Raw genomic sequence first — 17,121 nt, 5'->3', positions numbered from 1 at the left:
GCGTGCCATAAGAAGGAGCGGCGCACATGATTGACGAGGCTCTCTTCGACGCCGAAGAGAAAATGGAAAAGGCCGTGTCGGTGGCACGCGACGACCTGTCGACCATCCGGACCGGCCGCGCCAACCCGGGCATGTTCTCCCGGATCGTCATCGACTACTACGGGACGAACACCCCGATCACCCAGTTGGCCAGCATCAACGTGCCCGAGGCGCGCCTCGTCGTGATCAAACCGTACGAGGCCGGCCAGCTGCATGCGATCGAGACGGCGATCCGCAACTCCGATCTCGGGGTGAACCCCACCAACGACGGCACCCTGATCCGGGTGGCGGTGCCCCAGCTGACCGAGGAACGCCGCCGAGAGCTGGTCAAGCAGGCCAAGGGCAAAGGGGAAGACGCCAAGGTCTCGGTGCGCAACATCCGTCGCAAGGCGATGGAGGAACTGCACCGCATTCGCAAGGACGGGGAGGCCGGTGAGGACGAGGTCGGCCGCGCCGAGAAGGACCTGGACAAGACCACCCAGCAGTACGTCAACCAGATCGACGAGCTGGTCAAGCACAAAGAAGGCGAGCTGCTGGAGGTCTAGGGGCCGCTCAGCAACCAAGTCTGTGGCAACCTCTGACGCCGGCCCAGGCACCCCGCCGGACGAGTCGGCGCGGGGCACCGGGCACACCCCGAACCCATCCGCCAAAAAGACCTCCCGCGCGGGACGCGACCTGCCGGCGGCGATCGCGGTCGGCGCGGCGATCGGCGGGCTGCTGATCGCGACGCTCGTCTTCGCGCCGCGGTTCTGGGTGTTGATCGTCGCCATCGCGATCTTCGTCGCCAGCCATGAAGTGGTGCGCCGGCTGCGCGAGGCCGGATACATCATCCCGATCATCCCGCTGCTGGCCGGCGGCCAACTCACCATCTGGCTGACCTGGCCCTACCGGGCGGCCGGGGCGCTGGCCGGCTTCGGCGCGATGGTCGTGCTCTGCATGATCTGGCGATTGTTCATGGCCGATCCGGGCCGGCGCGCCACGGCCGCCGGGTCGTCCTCGAACTACCTGCGCGATACGTCGGCGACCATCTTCCTGGCGGCCTGGGTGCCGCTGTTCGCCTCGTTCGGCGCCATGCTCGTCTACGAGCACGACGGCGCGGGCCGGGTGTTCTGCCTGATGATCGCCGTCGTCGCCTCCGACGTCGCCGGCTACACGGTGGGCGTGTTGTGGGGCAAGCACCCGATGGTCCCGGCGATCAGCCCGAAAAAGTCGTGGGAGGGATTCGTCGGCTCACTGGTCTTCGGTGTCACCGCGACCACCCTGACCGCGACGTTTCTGGCCGGCAAGGCGCCCTGGGTGGGCGCGGTGCTCGGCGTGGTGCTGGTGCTCACCTGCACGCTCGGTGACCTGGTGGAGTCCCAGGTGAAACGGGATCTCGGCATCAAGGACATGGGGCGGCTGCTGCCCGGTCACGGCGGCCTGATGGACCGGCTGGACGGGGTGCTGCCCGCCGCGGTGGCGACCTGGATCGTGCTGACGCTGCTGCCCGGCTAGGCCGCCCGGTCAAGTCGAGGCCGATACTGGGAAGATCATGGCCCAACAACTGGTGTTCGAAGCGCCGCGGGCGAAACGGCCGCCGCGCCACCTCGCCGACCTGGACGCGCAGGCCGCCGCCGCGTCCGTCGCCGAGCTGGGGTTGCCGGCGTTTCGGGCCAAGCAGCTCGCCGCGCAGTACTACGGCCGGCTGATCGCCGACCCACGCGAGATGACCGACCTCCCGGTGGCCGTTCGCGAGGCGATCGCCGACGCCCTGTTCCCTGACCTGCTCACCGCCGTCAAGGAAATCACCTGCGACGCGGGTCAGACGCGAAAGACGCTGTGGCGGGCCGTCAACGACCCGGGCACCACCTTCGAATCGGTGCTGATGCGCTACCCGCAGCGCAACACCGTCTGCATCTCGTCGCAGGCCGGCTGCGGCATGGCGTGCCCGTTCTGCGCGACCGGCCAGGGCGGATTGACCCGCAACCTGTCGACCGCAGAGATTCTGGAACAGGTGCGGGCCGCTGCGGTCGCCCTGCGCGACGAGTTCGGTCCCGCCCAGCACCGGTTGTCCAATGTGGTGTTCATGGGCATGGGGGAGCCGCTGGCCAACTACGCCCGGGTGCTGGCCGCGGTGCGGCGCATCACCGCCGCACCCCCGCACGGATTCGGCATCTCGGCCCGCTCGGTGACGGTGTCCACCGTCGGTCTGGCCCCGGCCATCCGCAAGCTGGCCGACGAACGGCTGGGCGTCACGCTGGCGCTGTCGCTGCACGCGCCGGACGACGAACTGCGCGACACGCTGGTCCCGGTCAACAACCGGTGGAAGGTCGCCGAGGTGCTGGACGCCGCGCGGTATTACGGCGACGCGACCGGACGGCGGGTGTCGATCGAGTACGCGCTGATTCGCGACGTCAACGACCAGCCCTGGCGCGCCGACCTGCTCGGCAAGCGGTTGCATGGCGCCCTCGGCCCGCTGGCCCACGTCAACCTGATCCCGCTCAACCCGACCCCGGGCAGTGATTGGGACGCCAGCCCCAAGGACGCCGAACGCGAGTTCGTCCGCCGGGTGCGGGCCAAGGGGGTGTCGTGCACGGTGCGCGACACCCGGGGCCGCGAGATCAACGCCGCGTGCGGACAGCTGGCCGCCCAGAACGTCTAGCCAGCATCGCGTCGAGGTTGCTGAACCCGTTGCCCGGCTACTCCGTCGTGTGAGATAGAAGTCCAGCACAAGGGAGTGGGGAATGATCGTTCGTCTGGTGTCGCTCGCGAAGCTGTTTGCCGTGGCTTGCGTGGCGGCGGTGCTGATGTCGGCCGCCGTGCCCCGCGCGGTGGCCGCCGACGACCGGCTGCAATTCACCGGGACGACGCTGGCCGGCGCGCCGTTCAACGGTGCCAGCCTGCAGGGTAAGCCGGCGGTGCTGTGGTTCTGGGCGCCGTTCTGCCCGTTCTGTAATGCCGAAGCACCCGGCGTGGCGCAAGTGGCGGCCGCCAATCCCGGGGTGACGTTCGTCGGCATCGCCGGACACTCCGACGCCGGGGCCGAGCAGGCGTTCGTGTCCAAATACGGCCTGAACTTCACCAACCTCAACGACGCCGACGGCGCCATCTGGGCGCGCTACAACGTGCCCTGGCAGCCGGCCTACGTGTTCTACAAGGCGGACGGCAGCTCGACGTTCGTCAACACCCCGACCGCGGCGATGTCCCAGCAGGAGCTGGCCGGCCGGGTCGCCGCGCTGCGCTAGGCCGTGAACCAAGGTCTGGTCGGGCTGGCCTTCGCCGCCGGACTGGTGGCGGCCCTGAACCCGTGCGGGTTCGCGATGCTGCCCGCCTACCTGCTGCTGGTGGTGCGCGGCCGGGACGGCGAACGCGCGCATCCGCTGGCCGGGGCGGGTCGCGCGCTGGCCGCCACCGCGGGCATGGCGCTGGCCTTTGTGACGGTGTTCGGGCTGTTCGGTGTGCTGACCGTGTCGGCGGCCACGACCGTGCAGCGGTATGTGCCGTACGCCACGGTGGCGATCGGCCTCGTGCTGGTGGCCCTGGGGATTTGGCTGGTGTCCGGGCGGCAGCTGACGGCCCTGACGCCCCGCCCGCTGGGGCCGCGCTGGGCGCCGACCGGCCGGGGGTCGCGGCTGCTCGGCATGTACGGGTACGGGATCAGCTACGCGATCGCCTCGCTGTCCTGCACGGTCGGACCGTTTCTGGCAGTCACCGGCGCCGGGTTGCGCAGCGGGTCGGCGGTCATCGGCGTGTCGATCTATCTCGCCTACGTCGCGGGCCTGACCCTGGTTGTCGGCGTGCTCGCGATCGCGGCGGCGACCGCGAGTTCGGCGCTGGCCGATCGGTTGCGGCGGATGCTGCCGTTCGTCAACCGGATCGGCGGCGCGCTGCTGGTGCTGGTCGGGTTGTACGTGGGCTACTACGGCCGCTACGAGGTGCGGCTGTTGAGCGCGACGGGCGACCCCCGCGACGCGGTGATCGCTGCGGCGGGCCGTCTGCAGGGTGCATTGGCGGGCTGGGTGCACCAGCATGGCTTGTGGCCCTGGATCGCGGCGCTGGTGGCGCTGCTGGTTGGGGCCGCGCTGGTGGGCGTCCGGCGTCGACGGGCGCGCTAGCTACCGAATCCAGCCGCGGCGACGTCCCCACCAGTCGCGGATCAGGACGAACAGGGCCAGGACGGCGAACCCGATCAGGAAGTTGTCCTCGACGTGGCCGACGTGGTTGCCGCGCAGCATGGCCAGCAAAAACACGATCGCGAACACGCCGACCGCGTGCCAGGTGCGGACGTTGATCTTGCTCCATCCCCAGGCAGCGGACGGCACTTCGGCGGGGTCGACGCCGTTGTAGTGCTCCACCTCGGTACTGGCCACGGCGATTCCTTTCGGATCGGATCGGCTTCTGCTCAGATTCTGGCACACGCCCGGATCGGCCGGCGCGGCTCGGGTGATGGCCCGCAGCGGCAACCGAGCGGCACAATGAGTAAGTGACCGCCCCGACCACCACGCAGGCCGAACGCCGCATCCGCGTGCTCGTGTTGGGCAGCACCGGCTCCATCGGCACCCAGGCGTTGGACGTCATCGCCGCAAACCCGGACCGCTTCGAGGTGGTCGGGCTGGCCGCCGGCGGGTCGAACCCGGACACCTTGCAGCGGCAGCGCGCCGAAACCGGGGTGCGCAACGTCGCCGTCACCGACGAGCGGGTGGCCGCCGCCCTCGGCGACGTCGCATTCTGCGGCCCCGACGCGGTGACCCGCCTGGTCGAGGAGACCGAGGCCGACGTCGTCCTCAACGCCCTGGTTGGGGCGCTGGGCCTGCGACCGACCCTGGCGGCACTGCAGTCCGGTGCCCGGCTGGCCCTGGCCAACAAGGAATCGCTGATCGCCGGCGGACCGCTGGTGCTCGAAGCGGCGCAGCCCGGGCAGATCGTGCCGGTCGATTCGGAGCACTCCGCCCTGGCCCAGTGTCTGCGCGGCGGCGAACCCGACGAGGTCGCCAAGCTGGTGCTCACCGCGTCGGGCGGGCCGTTCCGCGGCTGGTCCGCCGCCGCCCTGGAAACCGTCACGCCCGCCCAGGCCGGCGCCCATCCGACCTGGTCGATGGGCCCGATGAACACGCTGAACTCGGCGTCGCTGGTCAACAAGGGTCTGGAACTCATCGAAACCCATTTGCTGTTCGGCATCCCATATGACCGCATCGAGGTCGTGGTGCACCCCCAATCGATCGTTCATTCGATGGTCACCTTCATCGACGGCTCGACGATCGCCCAGGCCAGCCCGCCCGACATGAAGCTGCCCATCTCGCTGGCGCTGGGCTGGCCGCGCCGGGTCGGCGGCGCCGCGTCCGCCTGCGACTTCACCACCGCCTCTAGCTGGGAATTCGAACCGCTGGACAGCGAGGTTTTCCCCGCCGTCGAACTCGCCCGGCATGCCGGTGAGACCGGCGGCTGCCTGACGGCGGTGTACAACGCCGCCAACGAGGAGGCCGCCGCGGCGTTCCTGGCCGGCCGTGTCAGCTTTCCGACCATTGTCAAAACAATCGCCGACGTGCTGAGCGCCGCCGACCAATGGGCCGAAACACCGGCTAACGTGGATGAGGTACTGGACGCGCAGCGCTGGGCGCGGGAGCGCGCGCAGCGCGCGATCCAGACGGCAACCGCAGCCCCCGCGGGAGTCCCCTGACAAGGTGTCGGGAACGGTCTTAGAAAGGTCCTAGCGCCTGATGATGTTCGCACTCGGGATTGTGCTGTTCGCGCTGGCCATCCTGATCTCGGTGGCCCTGCACGAATGCGGCCACATGTGGGTCGCGCGCGCCACCGGCATGAAGGTGCGGCGCTACTTCGTCGGGTTCGGCCCCACCCTGTGGTCCACCCGCCGCGGGGAGACCGAATACGGCGTCAAGGCCGTGCCGCTGGGCGGCTTCTGCGACATCGCCGGGATGACCCCGGTCGAGGAGTTGACGCCCGACGAAACCGAGCGGGCGATGTACAAGCAGACCACCTGGAAGCGGGTGGCGGTACTGTTCGCTGGCCCGGGGATGAACTTCGTCATCTGCGTGGCCCTGATCTACGTCATCGCGCTGATTTGGGGCCTGCCCAACCTGCACCCGCCCACCCAGGCGATCGTCGGTGAAACCGCGTGCATCGCACCGGAAGTGGCGCCGGGCAAGATCGGTGACTGCACCGGCCCCGGTCCCGCCGCGCTGGCCGGTATCCGGGCCGGCGATGTCGTGGTCAAGGTCGGCAACACCCCGGTGAACACCTTCGAGGAGATGGCCGCCGCGGTGCGCAAGCTGCACGGCACCGTGCCGATCGTCGTCGAGCGCAACGGCAAACCGATCACCGCCTACGTCGACATCACCCCGACCCAGCGCTTCGTGAGCGCCGGCGGCAACGGCCAGGACGGCAAGCCGGTCGCGTCGACGGTCGGGGCCATGGGTGTCGGTGCGGTCAAGGTGGAGCCGACGCGATACGGCGTGTTGGCCGCGGTTCCCGCCACCTTCGCCTTCACCGGTGACCTGACCGTCGAGGTGGGCAGGGCGCTGATCACCATCCCGACCAAGGTGGGTGCCCTGGTGCACGCCATCGGCGGCGGTCAGCGCGACCCGGAGACCCCGATGAGCGTGGTGGGAGCCAGCATCATCGGCGGCGACACCGTCGACCACGGGTTGTGGGTGGCGTTCTGGTTCTTCCTGGCCCAGCTGAACCTGATCCTGGGCGCGATCAACCTGCTGCCGTTGCTGCCGTTCGACGGCGGCCACATCGCCGTCGCGGTGTTCGAAAAGATCCGCAACCTGGTCCGCTCGGCCCGGGGCATGGTCGCGGCCGCGCCGGTGAACTACCTGAAGCTGATGCCGGCCACCTACGTGGTCCTGGTCTTCGTGGTCGGCTACATGCTGCTGACGGTGACGGCCGACCTGGTCAACCCCATCCGGCTCTTCCAGTAACCAACCCAGCGAGAGGGGGAACAGTGACGATTGGCTTGGGCATGCCGGAGGCTCCGGCGCCCACGCTCGCCCCCCGGCGGACCACGCGACAGTTGATGGTCCGCGACGTCGGGGTCGGCAGCGAGTATCCGATCTCGGTGCAGTCGATGTGCACCACCAAAACGCACGACGTCAACGCGACGCTGCAACAGATCGCCGAGCTGACCGCGGCGGGCTGCGACATCGTCCGGGTGGCCTGCCCGCGTCAGGAGGACGCCGACGCGCTGGCCGCAATCGCCCGGCACAGCCAGATACCGGTGATCGCCGACATCCACTTCCAGCCGAAGTACATCTTCGCGGCCATCGACGCCGGATGTGCTGCGGTGCGGGTGAATCCGGGCAACATCAAGGAGTTCGACGGCCGTGTCGGTGAGGTCGCGAGGGCGGCGGCCGCCGCCGGCATCCCGATCCGCATCGGCGTCAACGCCGGCTCGCTGGACAAGCGATTCCTGGAGAAGTACGGCAAGGCCACCCCCGAGGCGCTGGTCGAGTCCGCGCTGTGGGAGGCCTCACTGTTCTCCGAGCACGGCTTTTCCGACATCAAGATCAGCGTCAAGCACAACGACCCGGTCGTGATGGTCGCGGCCTACGAGCAGCTGGCCGCGCAGTGTGACTACCCGCTGCACCTCGGCGTCACCGAGGCCGGGCCGGCGTTCCAGGGCACCATCAAGTCGGCGGTGGCGTTCGGCGCGCTGCTGTCCCGCGGGATCGGCGACACCATCCGGGTGTCCCTGTCGGCGCCGCCGGTCGAGGAGGTCAAGGTCGGCATCCAGATCCTCGAATCGCTGAACCTGCGGCCGCGCGGGCTCGAGATCGTCTCGTGCCCGTCCTGCGGGCGCGCCCAGGTCGACGTCTACACGCTGGCCAACGCGGTCTCGGCGGGTCTGGACGGCCTCGACGTGCCGCTGCGGGTCGCGGTGATGGGCTGTGTGGTCAACGGGCCGGGGGAAGCGCGCGAGGCCGACCTCGGCGTGGCGTCCGGAAATGGCAAGGGCCAGATATTCGTTCGCGGCGAGGTCATCAAGACCGTCCCCGAGGCGCAGATCGTCGAGACCCTGATCGAGGAGGCCATGCGGTTGGCGTCCGATATGGGAACCGACAACGGTCCTGGCTCAACACCAAGCGGTGCGCCGATTGTGACCGTAAGCTGAGTAGGACTTCTTTCACCGTTATCGACCGTCGGTTCGCACCACAGAGAGTTCGCCAGATGTCGGCTCCGCCGCTTTTCCGCCTGGTCGGCGACAGACGGGTCTCCGTGGTGCGCGACGCCGCCGCGGTGTGGCGGGTGTTGGACGAAGACCCGATCGGTTCCTGCATGGTGGCTTCCCGCGTCGCCGATCACGGGATCGACCCGGGCGCGATCGGCGGCGAACTGTGGACCCGTCGCGGCGCCGACGAGTCGCTGTGCTTCGCCGGGGCCAACCTGATTCCGTTGCGCGGGTTGCCCGCCGACCTCAACGCCTTCGCCGACGAGGCGATGAGCGCCACCCGGCGCTGTTCTTCACTGGTCGGGCGGGCCAGCCTGGTCCTGCCGATGTGGGAGCGCCTGGAAACCGCGTGGGGGCCGGCGCGCGACGTCCGCGAACGCCAGCCGCTGATGGCGCTGGACAAGCACCCGATGTGCGACCTCGATCCGGAGGTGCGTCAGGTGCGGCCCGAGGAGCTGGACGCGTATCTGGTGGCCGCGGTCGACATGTTCATCGGCGAGGTCGGCATCGACCCGCGGCTCGGCGACGGCGGCCGCGGTTATCGCCGCCGGGTGGCCAGCCTGATCGCCGCCGGGCGGGCCTGGGCCCGTTTCGAGGGGGGCCAGGTGGTGTTCAAGGCCGAGGTGGGTTCGCAATCGCCCGGCGTCGGCCAGATCCAGGGCGTCTGGGTGCATCCGGAGTGGCGCGGACTGGGCTTGGGCGCCCGCGGGACCGCGATGCTGGCCGCGGTGATCATCGGCAGCGGCCGCATCGCCAGCCTGTACGTCAACGACTTCAACACGGTGGCCCGCGCCGCCTACGCCCGGGTGGGTTTCGCCGAGGTCGGCACCTTCGCCACCGTGCTGCTCGACTGACGGGCCGGTTGTCGGGGCGCCCCACCGGCCCGGCGGCGCTCGGCCGGGAATGTCCACCGCGTTACATCACGGTTGGGTCTCGGTGTGTCGGCGCCGCCCGGCCCACCTCAGTTCTTAACATCAGCACCGATGGTCACAAAAGCCTCAGCAGTATCAGGCGTTTCAGTTGTTGCGGGAGTGCTGCTCGTCGCCTCGGTGGCGTTATCCGGTTGCACGCCGCGGCCCGACGGCCCGAGCCCGGCAGCGGAAAAGTTCTTCCGCGCCCTCAGCATCGGGGATACCGCGGCGGCAGCCCAGCTCAGCGACAGCCCCAGCGATGCGCGCGAGGCGCTCAACGCGGCCTGGGCCGGGCTGCAGGCCACGCATCTGGACGCGCAGATCCTCAGCTCCAAGTACGCCGAGGACACCGGCATGGTCAGCTACCGCTTCACCTGGCACCTGCCGAAGAACCGCACTTGGAGCTATGACGGCCAGCTGCGGATGGCCCGCGACGAGGGGCGTTGGGAGGTTCGGTGGGCACCCAACGATCTGCATCCCCGCCTCGGCGAGCACCAAACGTTCGCGCTGCGCGCCGACCGACCGCGGCGTGCGTCGGTGAACGAGCTCGGCGGTAGCGACGTGCTGACGCCGGGCTTCCGTTACCACTACACGCTGGACGCCGGCAAGGCCGGACCGCCGCAGTCGCTGAGCTTCACCACCCACTCGATCGTCGACGTGTTGCGGCCGTTCAACGACGCGCTGACCGACCCGCAGCTGCTGGCCGAGGAGGCCAGCTCGACACCGCACCAGGTAGACCTGGGTGTCACGCTGCTGCCCGCGGACAACGACAAGGTGTTCCCGTTGCTCGGGCGGCTGCCGGGCATCGTGGTCACGCCGCAGGCCGACATGCTGGCCACCGACCCGCATTTCGCGCCGGCCGTGATCAGCGAGGTGAAAAAGGAAGTGATCGACGAACTGGACGGCCAGGCCGGCTGGCGGGTGGTCAGTGTCAACCAGAACAACGTCGACGTCGCGGTGCTGCACGAGGTCGAGGGATCACCGGCGCCGTCGGTGACGATCACGCTGGACCGGGTGGTGCAGAACGCCGCCCAGCGGGCGGTGGACAACAAGGGCGGCAAGGCGATGATCGTCGCGATCAAGCCGTCGACGGGGGAGATCCTGGCCATCGCCCAAAACGGCGCGGCCGACGCGGACGGCCTGCCCGCGACCAACGGCCTGTTCCCGCCCGGGTCGACGTTCAAGATGATCACCGCCGGGGCGGCCGTCGACCGGGACATGGCCACACCCAACTCGATGGTGGGCTGCCCGGGCCACCTCGACATCGGGCACCGCACCATCCCCAACTACGGCGGCTTCGACCTCGGCGTGGTGTCCATGTCGCGTGCGTTTGCCAGTTCGTGCAACACCACGTTCGCCGAGCTGAGCAGCAAGATGCCGCCCCGCGGCCTGACCCAGACCGCCTCGCAATACGGCATCGGGCTGGACTACACGGTGGACGGCATCACCACCGTGACCGGCTCGGTGCCGCCGACGGTGGACCTGGCCGAGCGCACCGAAGACGGGTTCGGCCAGGGCCGCGTGCTGGCCAGCCCGTTCGGCATGGCGCTGGTGGCCGCCACCGTCGCTGCCGGGAAAACCCCGGTGCCGCAACTGATTTCGGGCAGGCCGACCGCCGTCGAGGGGGAAACGACCCCGGTCAGCCCGAAGGTGATCGATGCGTTGCGGCCGATGATGCGGCTGGTGGTGACCAATGGCACGGCCAAGGAGATCAACGGCTGCGGCGAGATCTACGGGAAGACCGGAGAGGCCGAGTTCCCGGGCGGATCGCATTCCTGGTTCGCCGGCTACCGCGGCGACTTGGCCTTCGCGGCGCTGATCGTCGGGGGCGGCAGCTCGGAATGGGCGGTCCGGATGACCAAATTCATGTTCGAGTCGATGCCGCCCGGTTATCTGACCTGAAACGCCGTGCCCGCGACCGCGGTAAATTGCGAACATGACGGATTCCGGCGGCGACATGGTGACATTGCGCGTCTCCGATGCGGACCGCAACGGCACCATGCGACGACTGCACAATGCGGTTGCGCTCGGGCTGATTGATATCGACGAGTTCGAACAGCGGTCCTCGCGGGTGTCCTACGCGCGCACCCAGGGCGAGCTCGACGGTTTGGTCGGCGACCTGCCCGGGCCGGGTGCGATCGTCACCTCGGCGGCCGACCGCGTCGAGCTACGCGGCTGGGCCGGCTCGCTGCGGCGGCACGGCGAATGGACGGTGCCTACCCGATTGGCGCTGGTCCGCCGGCTGGGGTCGGTCAAGCTCGAGCTCACCAAGGCCCGGTTCGCCGGGCCGGTGGTGGCGGTGGAACTCGACGTGCGGTTCGGTTCGGTCGACATCTGGCTGCCCGACGGCGCCAGCGCCTCCATCGACGACGTCGAGGTGTACGGCGGCAGCGCCCGCGATCGCCGCAGGGATGCCCCCGGCGAAGGCAGGCCGCACGTCGTGCTGACCGGACGGGTGATCTGCGGTTCGGTGACCATCCGGGGCCCGCGACGCTCGATTCTGCCCCGCCGCCGCGCCTGAGCCCCTCGGTCACCGGCCGAGCGTGTCCGGTGTCGAGCTGCGGCGATTAAGCTGGGCGTCATGCCTGTTCGCACCGCGCTATCACCCGGGGTGGTATCACCGACTCTGCCGGTGCCCAGCCGCATCCCGCGTCCCGAGTACGTCGGCAAGCCCACGGCCAAGGAAGGCACCGAGCCGTGGGTGCAGACGCCGGAGGTCATCGAGAAGATGCGCGTGGCCGGCCGGATCGCGGCGGGCGCACTGCAGGAGGCGGGTAAGGCCGTCGCGCCGGGCGTGACCACCGACGAACTCGACCGGATCGCGCACGAGTACATGATTGATCACGGCGCCTACCCGTCGACGCTGGGCTACAAGGGGTATCCGAAGTCCTGCTGCACCTCGCTGAACGAGGTCATCTGCCACGGCATCCCGGACTCGACGGTGATCGAGGACGGCGACATCGTCAACATCGACGTCACCGCCTACATCGACGGGGTGCACGGCGATACCAACGCGACCTTCTTGGCGGGCAATGTCGCCGAGGAGCACCGCCTGCTGGTGGAGCGCACCCGGGAGGCCACCATGCGGGCGATCAACGCCGTCAAGCCGGGCCGCGCCCTGTCGGTGGTCGGCCGCGTCATCGAGGCATACGCAAACCGATTCGGGTACAACGTTGTTCGTGATTTCACCGGCCACGGCATCGGCACCACGTTCCACAACGGACTGGTGGTGCTGCACTACGACCAGCCGTCGGTCACCACCGAAATCACGCCGGGCATGACGTTCACCATCGAGCCGATGATCAACCTCGGCGCGCTGGACTACGAAATCTGGGACGACGGCTGGACGGTGGTTACCAAGGACCGCAAGTGGACCGCGCAGTTCGAGCACACCCTGCTGGTCACTGACACTGGCGCCGAGATCCTCACGGTCGTCTGAGCCGCGTTCGCACACGTGAGCGGCGCGCTGCTGGTTGCGGGCACCAGTTCCGACGCCGGCAAGTCCGTGGTGGTCGCCGGGCTGTGCCGGTTGTTGGCCCGCAAGGGTATTCGGGTGGCGCCGTTCAAGGCCCAGAACATGTCCAACAACTCCGCGGTCACCGTCGAGGGCGGCGAAATCGGGCGGGCGCAGGCGATTCAGGCCAGGGCCGCGGGCCTGGAGCCCAGCGTCCGGTTCAATCCGATCCTGCTCAAACCCGGCAGTGACCGCACTTCGCAGCTGGTGGTCCGGGGACGTGTCGCCGATTCCGTCAGCGCGACAAGCTATTTCAAGCATCGCGACCGGCTCGCCGGCATCATCGCCGACGATTTGGCGGCGCTGCGTGAAGAATTCGACGCGGTGATCTGTGAGGGAGCCGGCTCTCCGGCCGAAATCAATCTCCGGGCAACCGATTTGGCCAACATGGGGTTGGCCCGGTCCGCGAACCTGCCGGTGGTTCTGGTCGGCGACATCGACCGGGGCGGCCTGCTGGCTCACCTGTTCGGGACGGTCGCGGTGCTCGAGACGGACGACCAGGCGCTGATCGCGGGTTTCATCGTCAACAAGTTCCGCGGCGATCCCGGACTGCTGGAGCCGGGTTTGCGCCGGCTCGCCGAGTTGACCGGCCGTCCCACCTACGGTGTGCTGCCCTACGCCGACGACCTGTGGCTGGACGCCGAGGACTCGCTGTCGGTCATCGCCCACCGCGTGGTGGGTCGGCCGGCGCCGCCGCGGGGCAGCGAGTGGCTCACGGTGGCCGCCGTCCGGTTGCCGCGGATCTCCAACTCCACCGACATCGAGGCGCTGGCTTGCGAGCCGGGCGTGCTGGTCCGCTGGGTCACCGACCCGGCCGACCTGCACGACGCCGACCTGGTCGTGCTGCCGGGCAGCAAGGCGACGGTCGCCGACCTGCAGTGGCTGCGCGAGCGCGGGCTGGCCGACGCGGTCGTCGGGCACGCCCGGGCGGGCAAGCCGGTGCTGGGGATCTGCGGGGGCCTGCAGATGCTGTGCCGGCGCATCGAGGACCAGCTGGAATCCAAGTGTGGGGAAGTGGCCGGGTTGGGGCTGTTGGATGCCGACATCGTCTTCGCCGAGCCGAAAACGGTGCGGCGCCTGGGGCAGCCGCTGAGTGGTTACGAGATCCATCACGGGCGGCTGATTCGCTGCGACGAGGCGGCCTGGTGCGCGGTCGAGGGGCAGCCGCACGGCATCGCGCGGGGCGCGGTCTTCGGCACACACTGGCACGGCCTGCTGGACAACGACGAGTTCCGGCGCGACTGGCTCACCGCCGTCGCAGCCGCGGCCGGTCGTCCCGGATTCGTTGTGGCTGCGGACACCGACGTCGCGGCGCGACGGGATGCTCAGCTGGACCTGGTGGCCGAGCTGCTGGCGGCTCACCTCGACCTGGACGCCGTGCTCGGCCTGCTCGCTGGGCCACCGCCCCCGCGCCCGCATATCGCAACCCGGCTGGCGCCGTGATCGGTTCCGCTGTCGGGACGCGAAGAGACCTCGCGCGGTCTCAATATTGGCTGTAGCGTGCGTAAGTGCCCTCGATGATGACCACGCTCGACGGGTTTCCCGTCCCCGTCGGCGTGTCCGGTCCCGAGAACGGCGTCGTCGTCGTGATCCTCGGCGACGAGCGGCGGGAGCTGGCCGCATATGACGCGGTGTGCGAGCGGCTGCACACCGCGTCCGTTCGCACCGTCGTCATCGGCCTCGACCCCCGGCTGACCCCCAAATCGGTGATCGGCATCCTCGACGGCCTGGGCATCGGCTGGGCAGTCGTGGTCGGTGACCGGGCGGGCGGCGACCTCGCCTGGGAACTGGCAGCCACGAAGTTGGGCCGGTTCGTCGGACTGGTCGTCATCGATCGCGGCCATCCGCGGGTGGCCGACATCAACGGCGAGGTCCGCGACGATCATTGCCCGCCCGTGGAGATTGGCACCACCGTGCTGGTCAGCAGCCCGAACGGGCGCGAGGTGGCCAGCAACAGCCAGCGGTTTGTGTACGCGGACTACCGCACGGTCGATCTGCTCGGCCGGCGCAATCCGCAGGAGTCGACCGCGCAGTTGGCGGCCGAAATCGTCTTGCGTACCAGCACCTGGTAATAACCCGGTCAACGAATATCGGCAGTCGCGGTACCCGCCGCGACGAGCGTGGGCGACAGCTTGGGCGACAAGGTGGTCGCGCAGTCAAGGAAAGGATGCGTGCGGCGTGAACGCCTCGGGGATCGGTCGGCCCGTCATCGGTCTGACCAGTTATCTGGAGCAAGTGCAGTCCGACGGCTGGGACATCCCGGCCGGATATCTGGGCGCGAACTATTTCGAGGGCGTGATCAAGGCGGGTGGCGTCGCGGTGCTGCTGCCGCCCCAACCGGTGGATGACGACATCGTCGAAAACCTGCTCGACAGCCTGGACGGGCTGGTGATCACCGGTGGCTACGACCTGGACCCGGCGACCTACGGCCAGCGGCCGCACCCCAAGACCGACCCACCGCGCACCCTGCGCGACACGTTCGAGCTCGCGCTGTTGCGAGGTGCGCTGGTTCGGGGCCTACCGGTCCTGGGCATCTGCCGCGGCACGCAGCTGCTCAACGTCGCGTTCGGCGGCACGTTGCATCAGCATCTGCCCGATGTCCTGGGCCACCGCGGCCATCATGCGGGCTACGGCCGGTTCACCAAGTTGGCGGTTCGCACGGTGGCCGGCACCCGGCTGGCCGCGTTGTTGGGCGATTCCGCCGACGCGTGGTGCTACCACCATCAGGCCGTCGACCAGGTCGGCGACGGCCTGATCGTCAGCGCCCGGGACGCCGACGGCGTGGTCGAGGGTCTGGAAGTGCCCGGTGCCAACTTCGCCGTCGCGGTGCAGTGGCATCCCGAACAGTTTCTCGACGACCTGCGCCTGTTCAACGCGATTGTCGAGGCCGCGAACTCGTACGCCTCGAATGCGCGAATCGGTAGCGTGTCTCGGCGTTGACGGCGCTGGGCCATTCGGCGGCGGCCGGCAATGGCGTCGCGGCCATCCAGCCCCGGGGCGCCGACAGGCTCCCGACGGACACCGCGCGTCCCAGCCCCGCCCCCGCATTCGCGGCGCGTTCCCGGTTCGGTAACAGCGCGAGCAGCGCCGCCGCGTTGGCCAGCGTCGCCTGCTTGTTCAGATAACTGAGGCGGTTGATCGCGAAATCCGAATCTCCGCACAGCGAACCGAGTTTCGACAGGGGGACGGTCACCGGGGCGAGGGAACTTTCGAAGGCGGTTCGCGGCGACGTGGCCAGGGCAGTCAGGGTGTCGCAGATCGCCGAAATCACGGCGTCGCCGGTCGCGACCACCTCCGGTGCGGACGTCAACTCCCAGCTGCCTGGTGTGTCGTCGGGTGTGATACCCGAGCCCGGCGGCGGCGGGAAGGGGGTGTCGGTCACCACCTCGGCGGAGAACGCGGCGTAGGCATACATGGTGGCGGCGTCCTGAGCCCACATCTGGTCGTAGTCGGCCTCGGCGTCGGCGATCGCCGGGCTCGCTTGAGCCAGATGATTCGTCTCCGCCAGCCATGTCCGCAGGCTGCGGTTGGCGGCGACGGCCGAGGGATGCACCGTGGCCGCCAGGGCGAGTTCGTAGGCCGAGGCGGCCGCCCTGGCCCGGTCTGCGGTCTGTTCGGCATGCTCGGCAAGAACCTGCAGCCAATGGACGTAGGCTGCCGCGGCTCGGCTCGGCATCATCACCGCGTCGTATTGCGCCGCTGTCCGGCGCAGCCGTCCCGCCAGCCCCTCCCAGGCGATTGCGGCGTCCATCAACGATCTCGCGCCGGGGCCGGTGTACATGCGGGCGGAATTGGTCTCCGGTGGCAGCGTTGCGAAATCCACTGCTACCTCGCTCTTTTGCTGGCGAAATGACACGAAAACATAAATTTCCCTTCAAAGCATCGATGCTGAGAACGACCACTGCCTTGGTGCTGACCGGCACGGCCTCATTCGCCGCGTAGGGCAAAGGGAGGTGCCGACCGGCTGGTGGCGCGGGATCAGCGACGAGCGATACAGTTCAGGGCAAGAATGTCCTGGTCGGGATGCTGGGTCTGGGGCGGGCCGACATCACCCTCGCCTGGGTGAAAAGTGTTGTTAGCAAAGGAAGCCGGGAGCGCCGGCCACAGTAGCGCGGTTTGCATGCGCGGCCAGGTATCCGGCCGGCCGTGTGTCATCCAGGTGCTGTGGAACGGCTTCTTGTGCTGGGGGGACGCTCCCCACGACGCATGTTGCACGTGGGCCGCCGCATTGCCGTCGGCTGCCTGCTGTGCGGCGTGGCCCTCGGTGTCCGGGGTGGCGTGCAACCAGGCCGCCGGTTCGGGGAGGGAGGCCGCAGAAAACTGGGATCGCAACGCATCACCCGCGACGAGACTGACGAACAGGCTCAATGCCGCCACAATCGCGATGGCGGGCTGCCACCGCCGAAAGTTCTTGCCACCGTGCCCGTTCACAGTGGTCAGACTGTAGCCGACGAACCTTGCTCGTCAGCTGACCAAAGCTGTGAGAAAGG

18 protein-coding genes are annotated in these 17,121 nt (G+C 69.0%); 15 read left to right on the top strand and 3 right to left on the bottom strand.

Annotation, left to right across the window (positions count from 1 at the left end):
- The first annotated feature begins 26 nt into the window (after positions 1–26).
- The 5 genes from frr (at position 27) to AWC25_RS07770 (ending at position 4,133) form a co-directional block, all read left to right on the top strand.
- Positions 27–584, top strand: a complete 558-nt coding sequence (frr, locus tag AWC25_RS07790; protein WP_069398663.1) for a ribosome recycling factor — start codon at positions 27–29, stop codon at positions 582–584.
- Between the two features lie 22 nt (positions 585–606).
- Positions 607–1,533: a phosphatidate cytidylyltransferase gene (locus tag AWC25_RS07785; RefSeq protein WP_069398664.1), complete on the top strand. Its 927-nt coding sequence runs from the start codon at positions 607–609 to the stop codon at positions 1,531–1,533.
- A gap of 37 nt (positions 1,534–1,570) precedes the next feature.
- On the top strand, positions 1,571–2,680 hold the full coding sequence (gene rlmN, locus AWC25_RS07780; protein WP_069398665.1) for a dual-specificity RNA methyltransferase RlmN: 1,110 nt from the start codon (positions 1,571–1,573) through the stop codon (positions 2,678–2,680).
- Between the two features lie 82 nt (positions 2,681–2,762).
- Positions 2,763–3,263, top strand: a complete 501-nt coding sequence (dsbE, locus tag AWC25_RS07775; protein ID WP_069398666.1) for a disulfide bond-forming protein DsbE — start codon at positions 2,763–2,765, stop codon at positions 3,261–3,263.
- 3 nt (positions 3,264–3,266) lie between these two features.
- Entirely contained in the window at positions 3,267–4,133 is an 867-nt protein-coding gene (locus AWC25_RS07770; protein WP_085166577.1) for a cytochrome c biogenesis CcdA family protein, read from the top strand.
- On the opposite strand, the gene AWC25_RS07765 is transcribed toward AWC25_RS07770, so the two are convergent.
- Positions 4,134–4,388 carry a DUF2631 domain-containing protein gene (locus AWC25_RS07765; RefSeq protein WP_069398721.1) on the bottom strand — a complete coding sequence of 85 codons (255 nt, stop codon included), beginning with the start codon at positions 4,386–4,388 and terminating at the stop codon, positions 4,134–4,136. It lies immediately after the preceding gene.
- 113 nt (positions 4,389–4,501) lie between these two features.
- Between AWC25_RS07765 and dxr the strand changes: the two genes are divergently transcribed.
- From dxr to AWC25_RS07715, 10 genes are all read left to right on the top strand, one after another.
- Entirely contained in the window at positions 4,502–5,695 is a 1,194-nt protein-coding gene (dxr, locus tag AWC25_RS07760; RefSeq protein WP_069398668.1) for a 1-deoxy-D-xylulose-5-phosphate reductoisomerase, read from the top strand.
- A gap of 40 nt (positions 5,696–5,735) precedes the next feature.
- Positions 5,736–6,959, top strand: coding sequence for a M50 family metallopeptidase (locus AWC25_RS07755; protein ID WP_069398669.1), 1,224 nt, complete (start codon positions 5,736–5,738; stop codon positions 6,957–6,959).
- Between the two features lie 23 nt (positions 6,960–6,982).
- Positions 6,983–8,149: a flavodoxin-dependent (E)-4-hydroxy-3-methylbut-2-enyl-diphosphate synthase gene (ispG, locus tag AWC25_RS07750; RefSeq protein WP_085166576.1), complete on the top strand. Its 1,167-nt coding sequence runs from the start codon at positions 6,983–6,985 to the stop codon at positions 8,147–8,149.
- 56 nt (positions 8,150–8,205) lie between these two features.
- Entirely contained in the window at positions 8,206–9,060 is an 855-nt protein-coding gene (locus AWC25_RS07745) for a GNAT family N-acetyltransferase (protein WP_069398671.1), read from the top strand.
- 129 nt (positions 9,061–9,189) lie between these two features.
- Positions 9,190–11,019, top strand: a complete 1,830-nt coding sequence (locus AWC25_RS07740) for a penicillin-binding transpeptidase domain-containing protein (RefSeq protein ID WP_085166575.1) — start codon at positions 9,190–9,192, stop codon at positions 11,017–11,019.
- A 34-nt stretch (positions 11,020–11,053) separates the two neighbouring features.
- Positions 11,054–11,638 carry a DUF1707 SHOCT-like domain-containing protein gene (locus AWC25_RS07735; RefSeq protein WP_069398673.1) on the top strand — a complete coding sequence of 195 codons (585 nt, stop codon included), beginning with the start codon at positions 11,054–11,056 and terminating at the stop codon, positions 11,636–11,638.
- Between the two features lie 60 nt (positions 11,639–11,698).
- Entirely contained in the window at positions 11,699–12,556 is an 858-nt protein-coding gene (gene map, locus AWC25_RS07730) for a type I methionyl aminopeptidase (RefSeq protein ID WP_069398674.1), read from the top strand.
- Between the two features lie 15 nt (positions 12,557–12,571).
- Positions 12,572–14,074: a cobyric acid synthase gene (locus AWC25_RS07725; protein ID WP_085166574.1), complete on the top strand. Its 1,503-nt coding sequence runs from the start codon at positions 12,572–12,574 to the stop codon at positions 14,072–14,074.
- 74 nt (positions 14,075–14,148) lie between these two features.
- The gene (locus AWC25_RS07720) at positions 14,149–14,703 is read left to right on the top strand and encodes an alpha/beta hydrolase (RefSeq protein ID WP_069398676.1); all 555 of its coding nucleotides are present in this window, start codon (positions 14,149–14,151) and stop codon (positions 14,701–14,703) included.
- Between the two features lie 106 nt (positions 14,704–14,809).
- Complete coding sequence (locus AWC25_RS07715) at positions 14,810–15,571, top strand: gamma-glutamyl-gamma-aminobutyrate hydrolase family protein (protein ID WP_069398677.1); 762 nt, start codon at positions 14,810–14,812, stop codon at positions 15,569–15,571.
- Here AWC25_RS07715 and AWC25_RS07710 read toward each other — a convergent pair.
- Positions 15,501–16,454, bottom strand: a complete 954-nt coding sequence (locus tag AWC25_RS07710) for a PPE family protein (protein WP_069398678.1) — start codon at positions 16,452–16,454, stop codon at positions 15,501–15,503. The genes AWC25_RS07715 and AWC25_RS07710 overlap by 71 nt on opposite strands.
- Positions 16,455–16,609: 155 nt before the next feature.
- On the bottom strand, positions 16,610–17,062 hold the full coding sequence (locus tag AWC25_RS07705; RefSeq protein WP_069398679.1) for a hypothetical protein: 453 nt from the start codon (positions 17,060–17,062) through the stop codon (positions 16,610–16,612).
- Positions 17,063–17,121 lie beyond the last annotated feature (59 nt).

Origin of the sequence: Mycobacterium sherrisii, assembly GCF_002102355.1 — a bacterium.
GTDB classification, from domain to species: Bacteria; Actinomycetota; Actinomycetes; order Mycobacteriales; family Mycobacteriaceae; genus Mycobacterium; species Mycobacterium sherrisii.
This window is presented reverse-complemented; position numbering and strand designations above follow the sequence as displayed.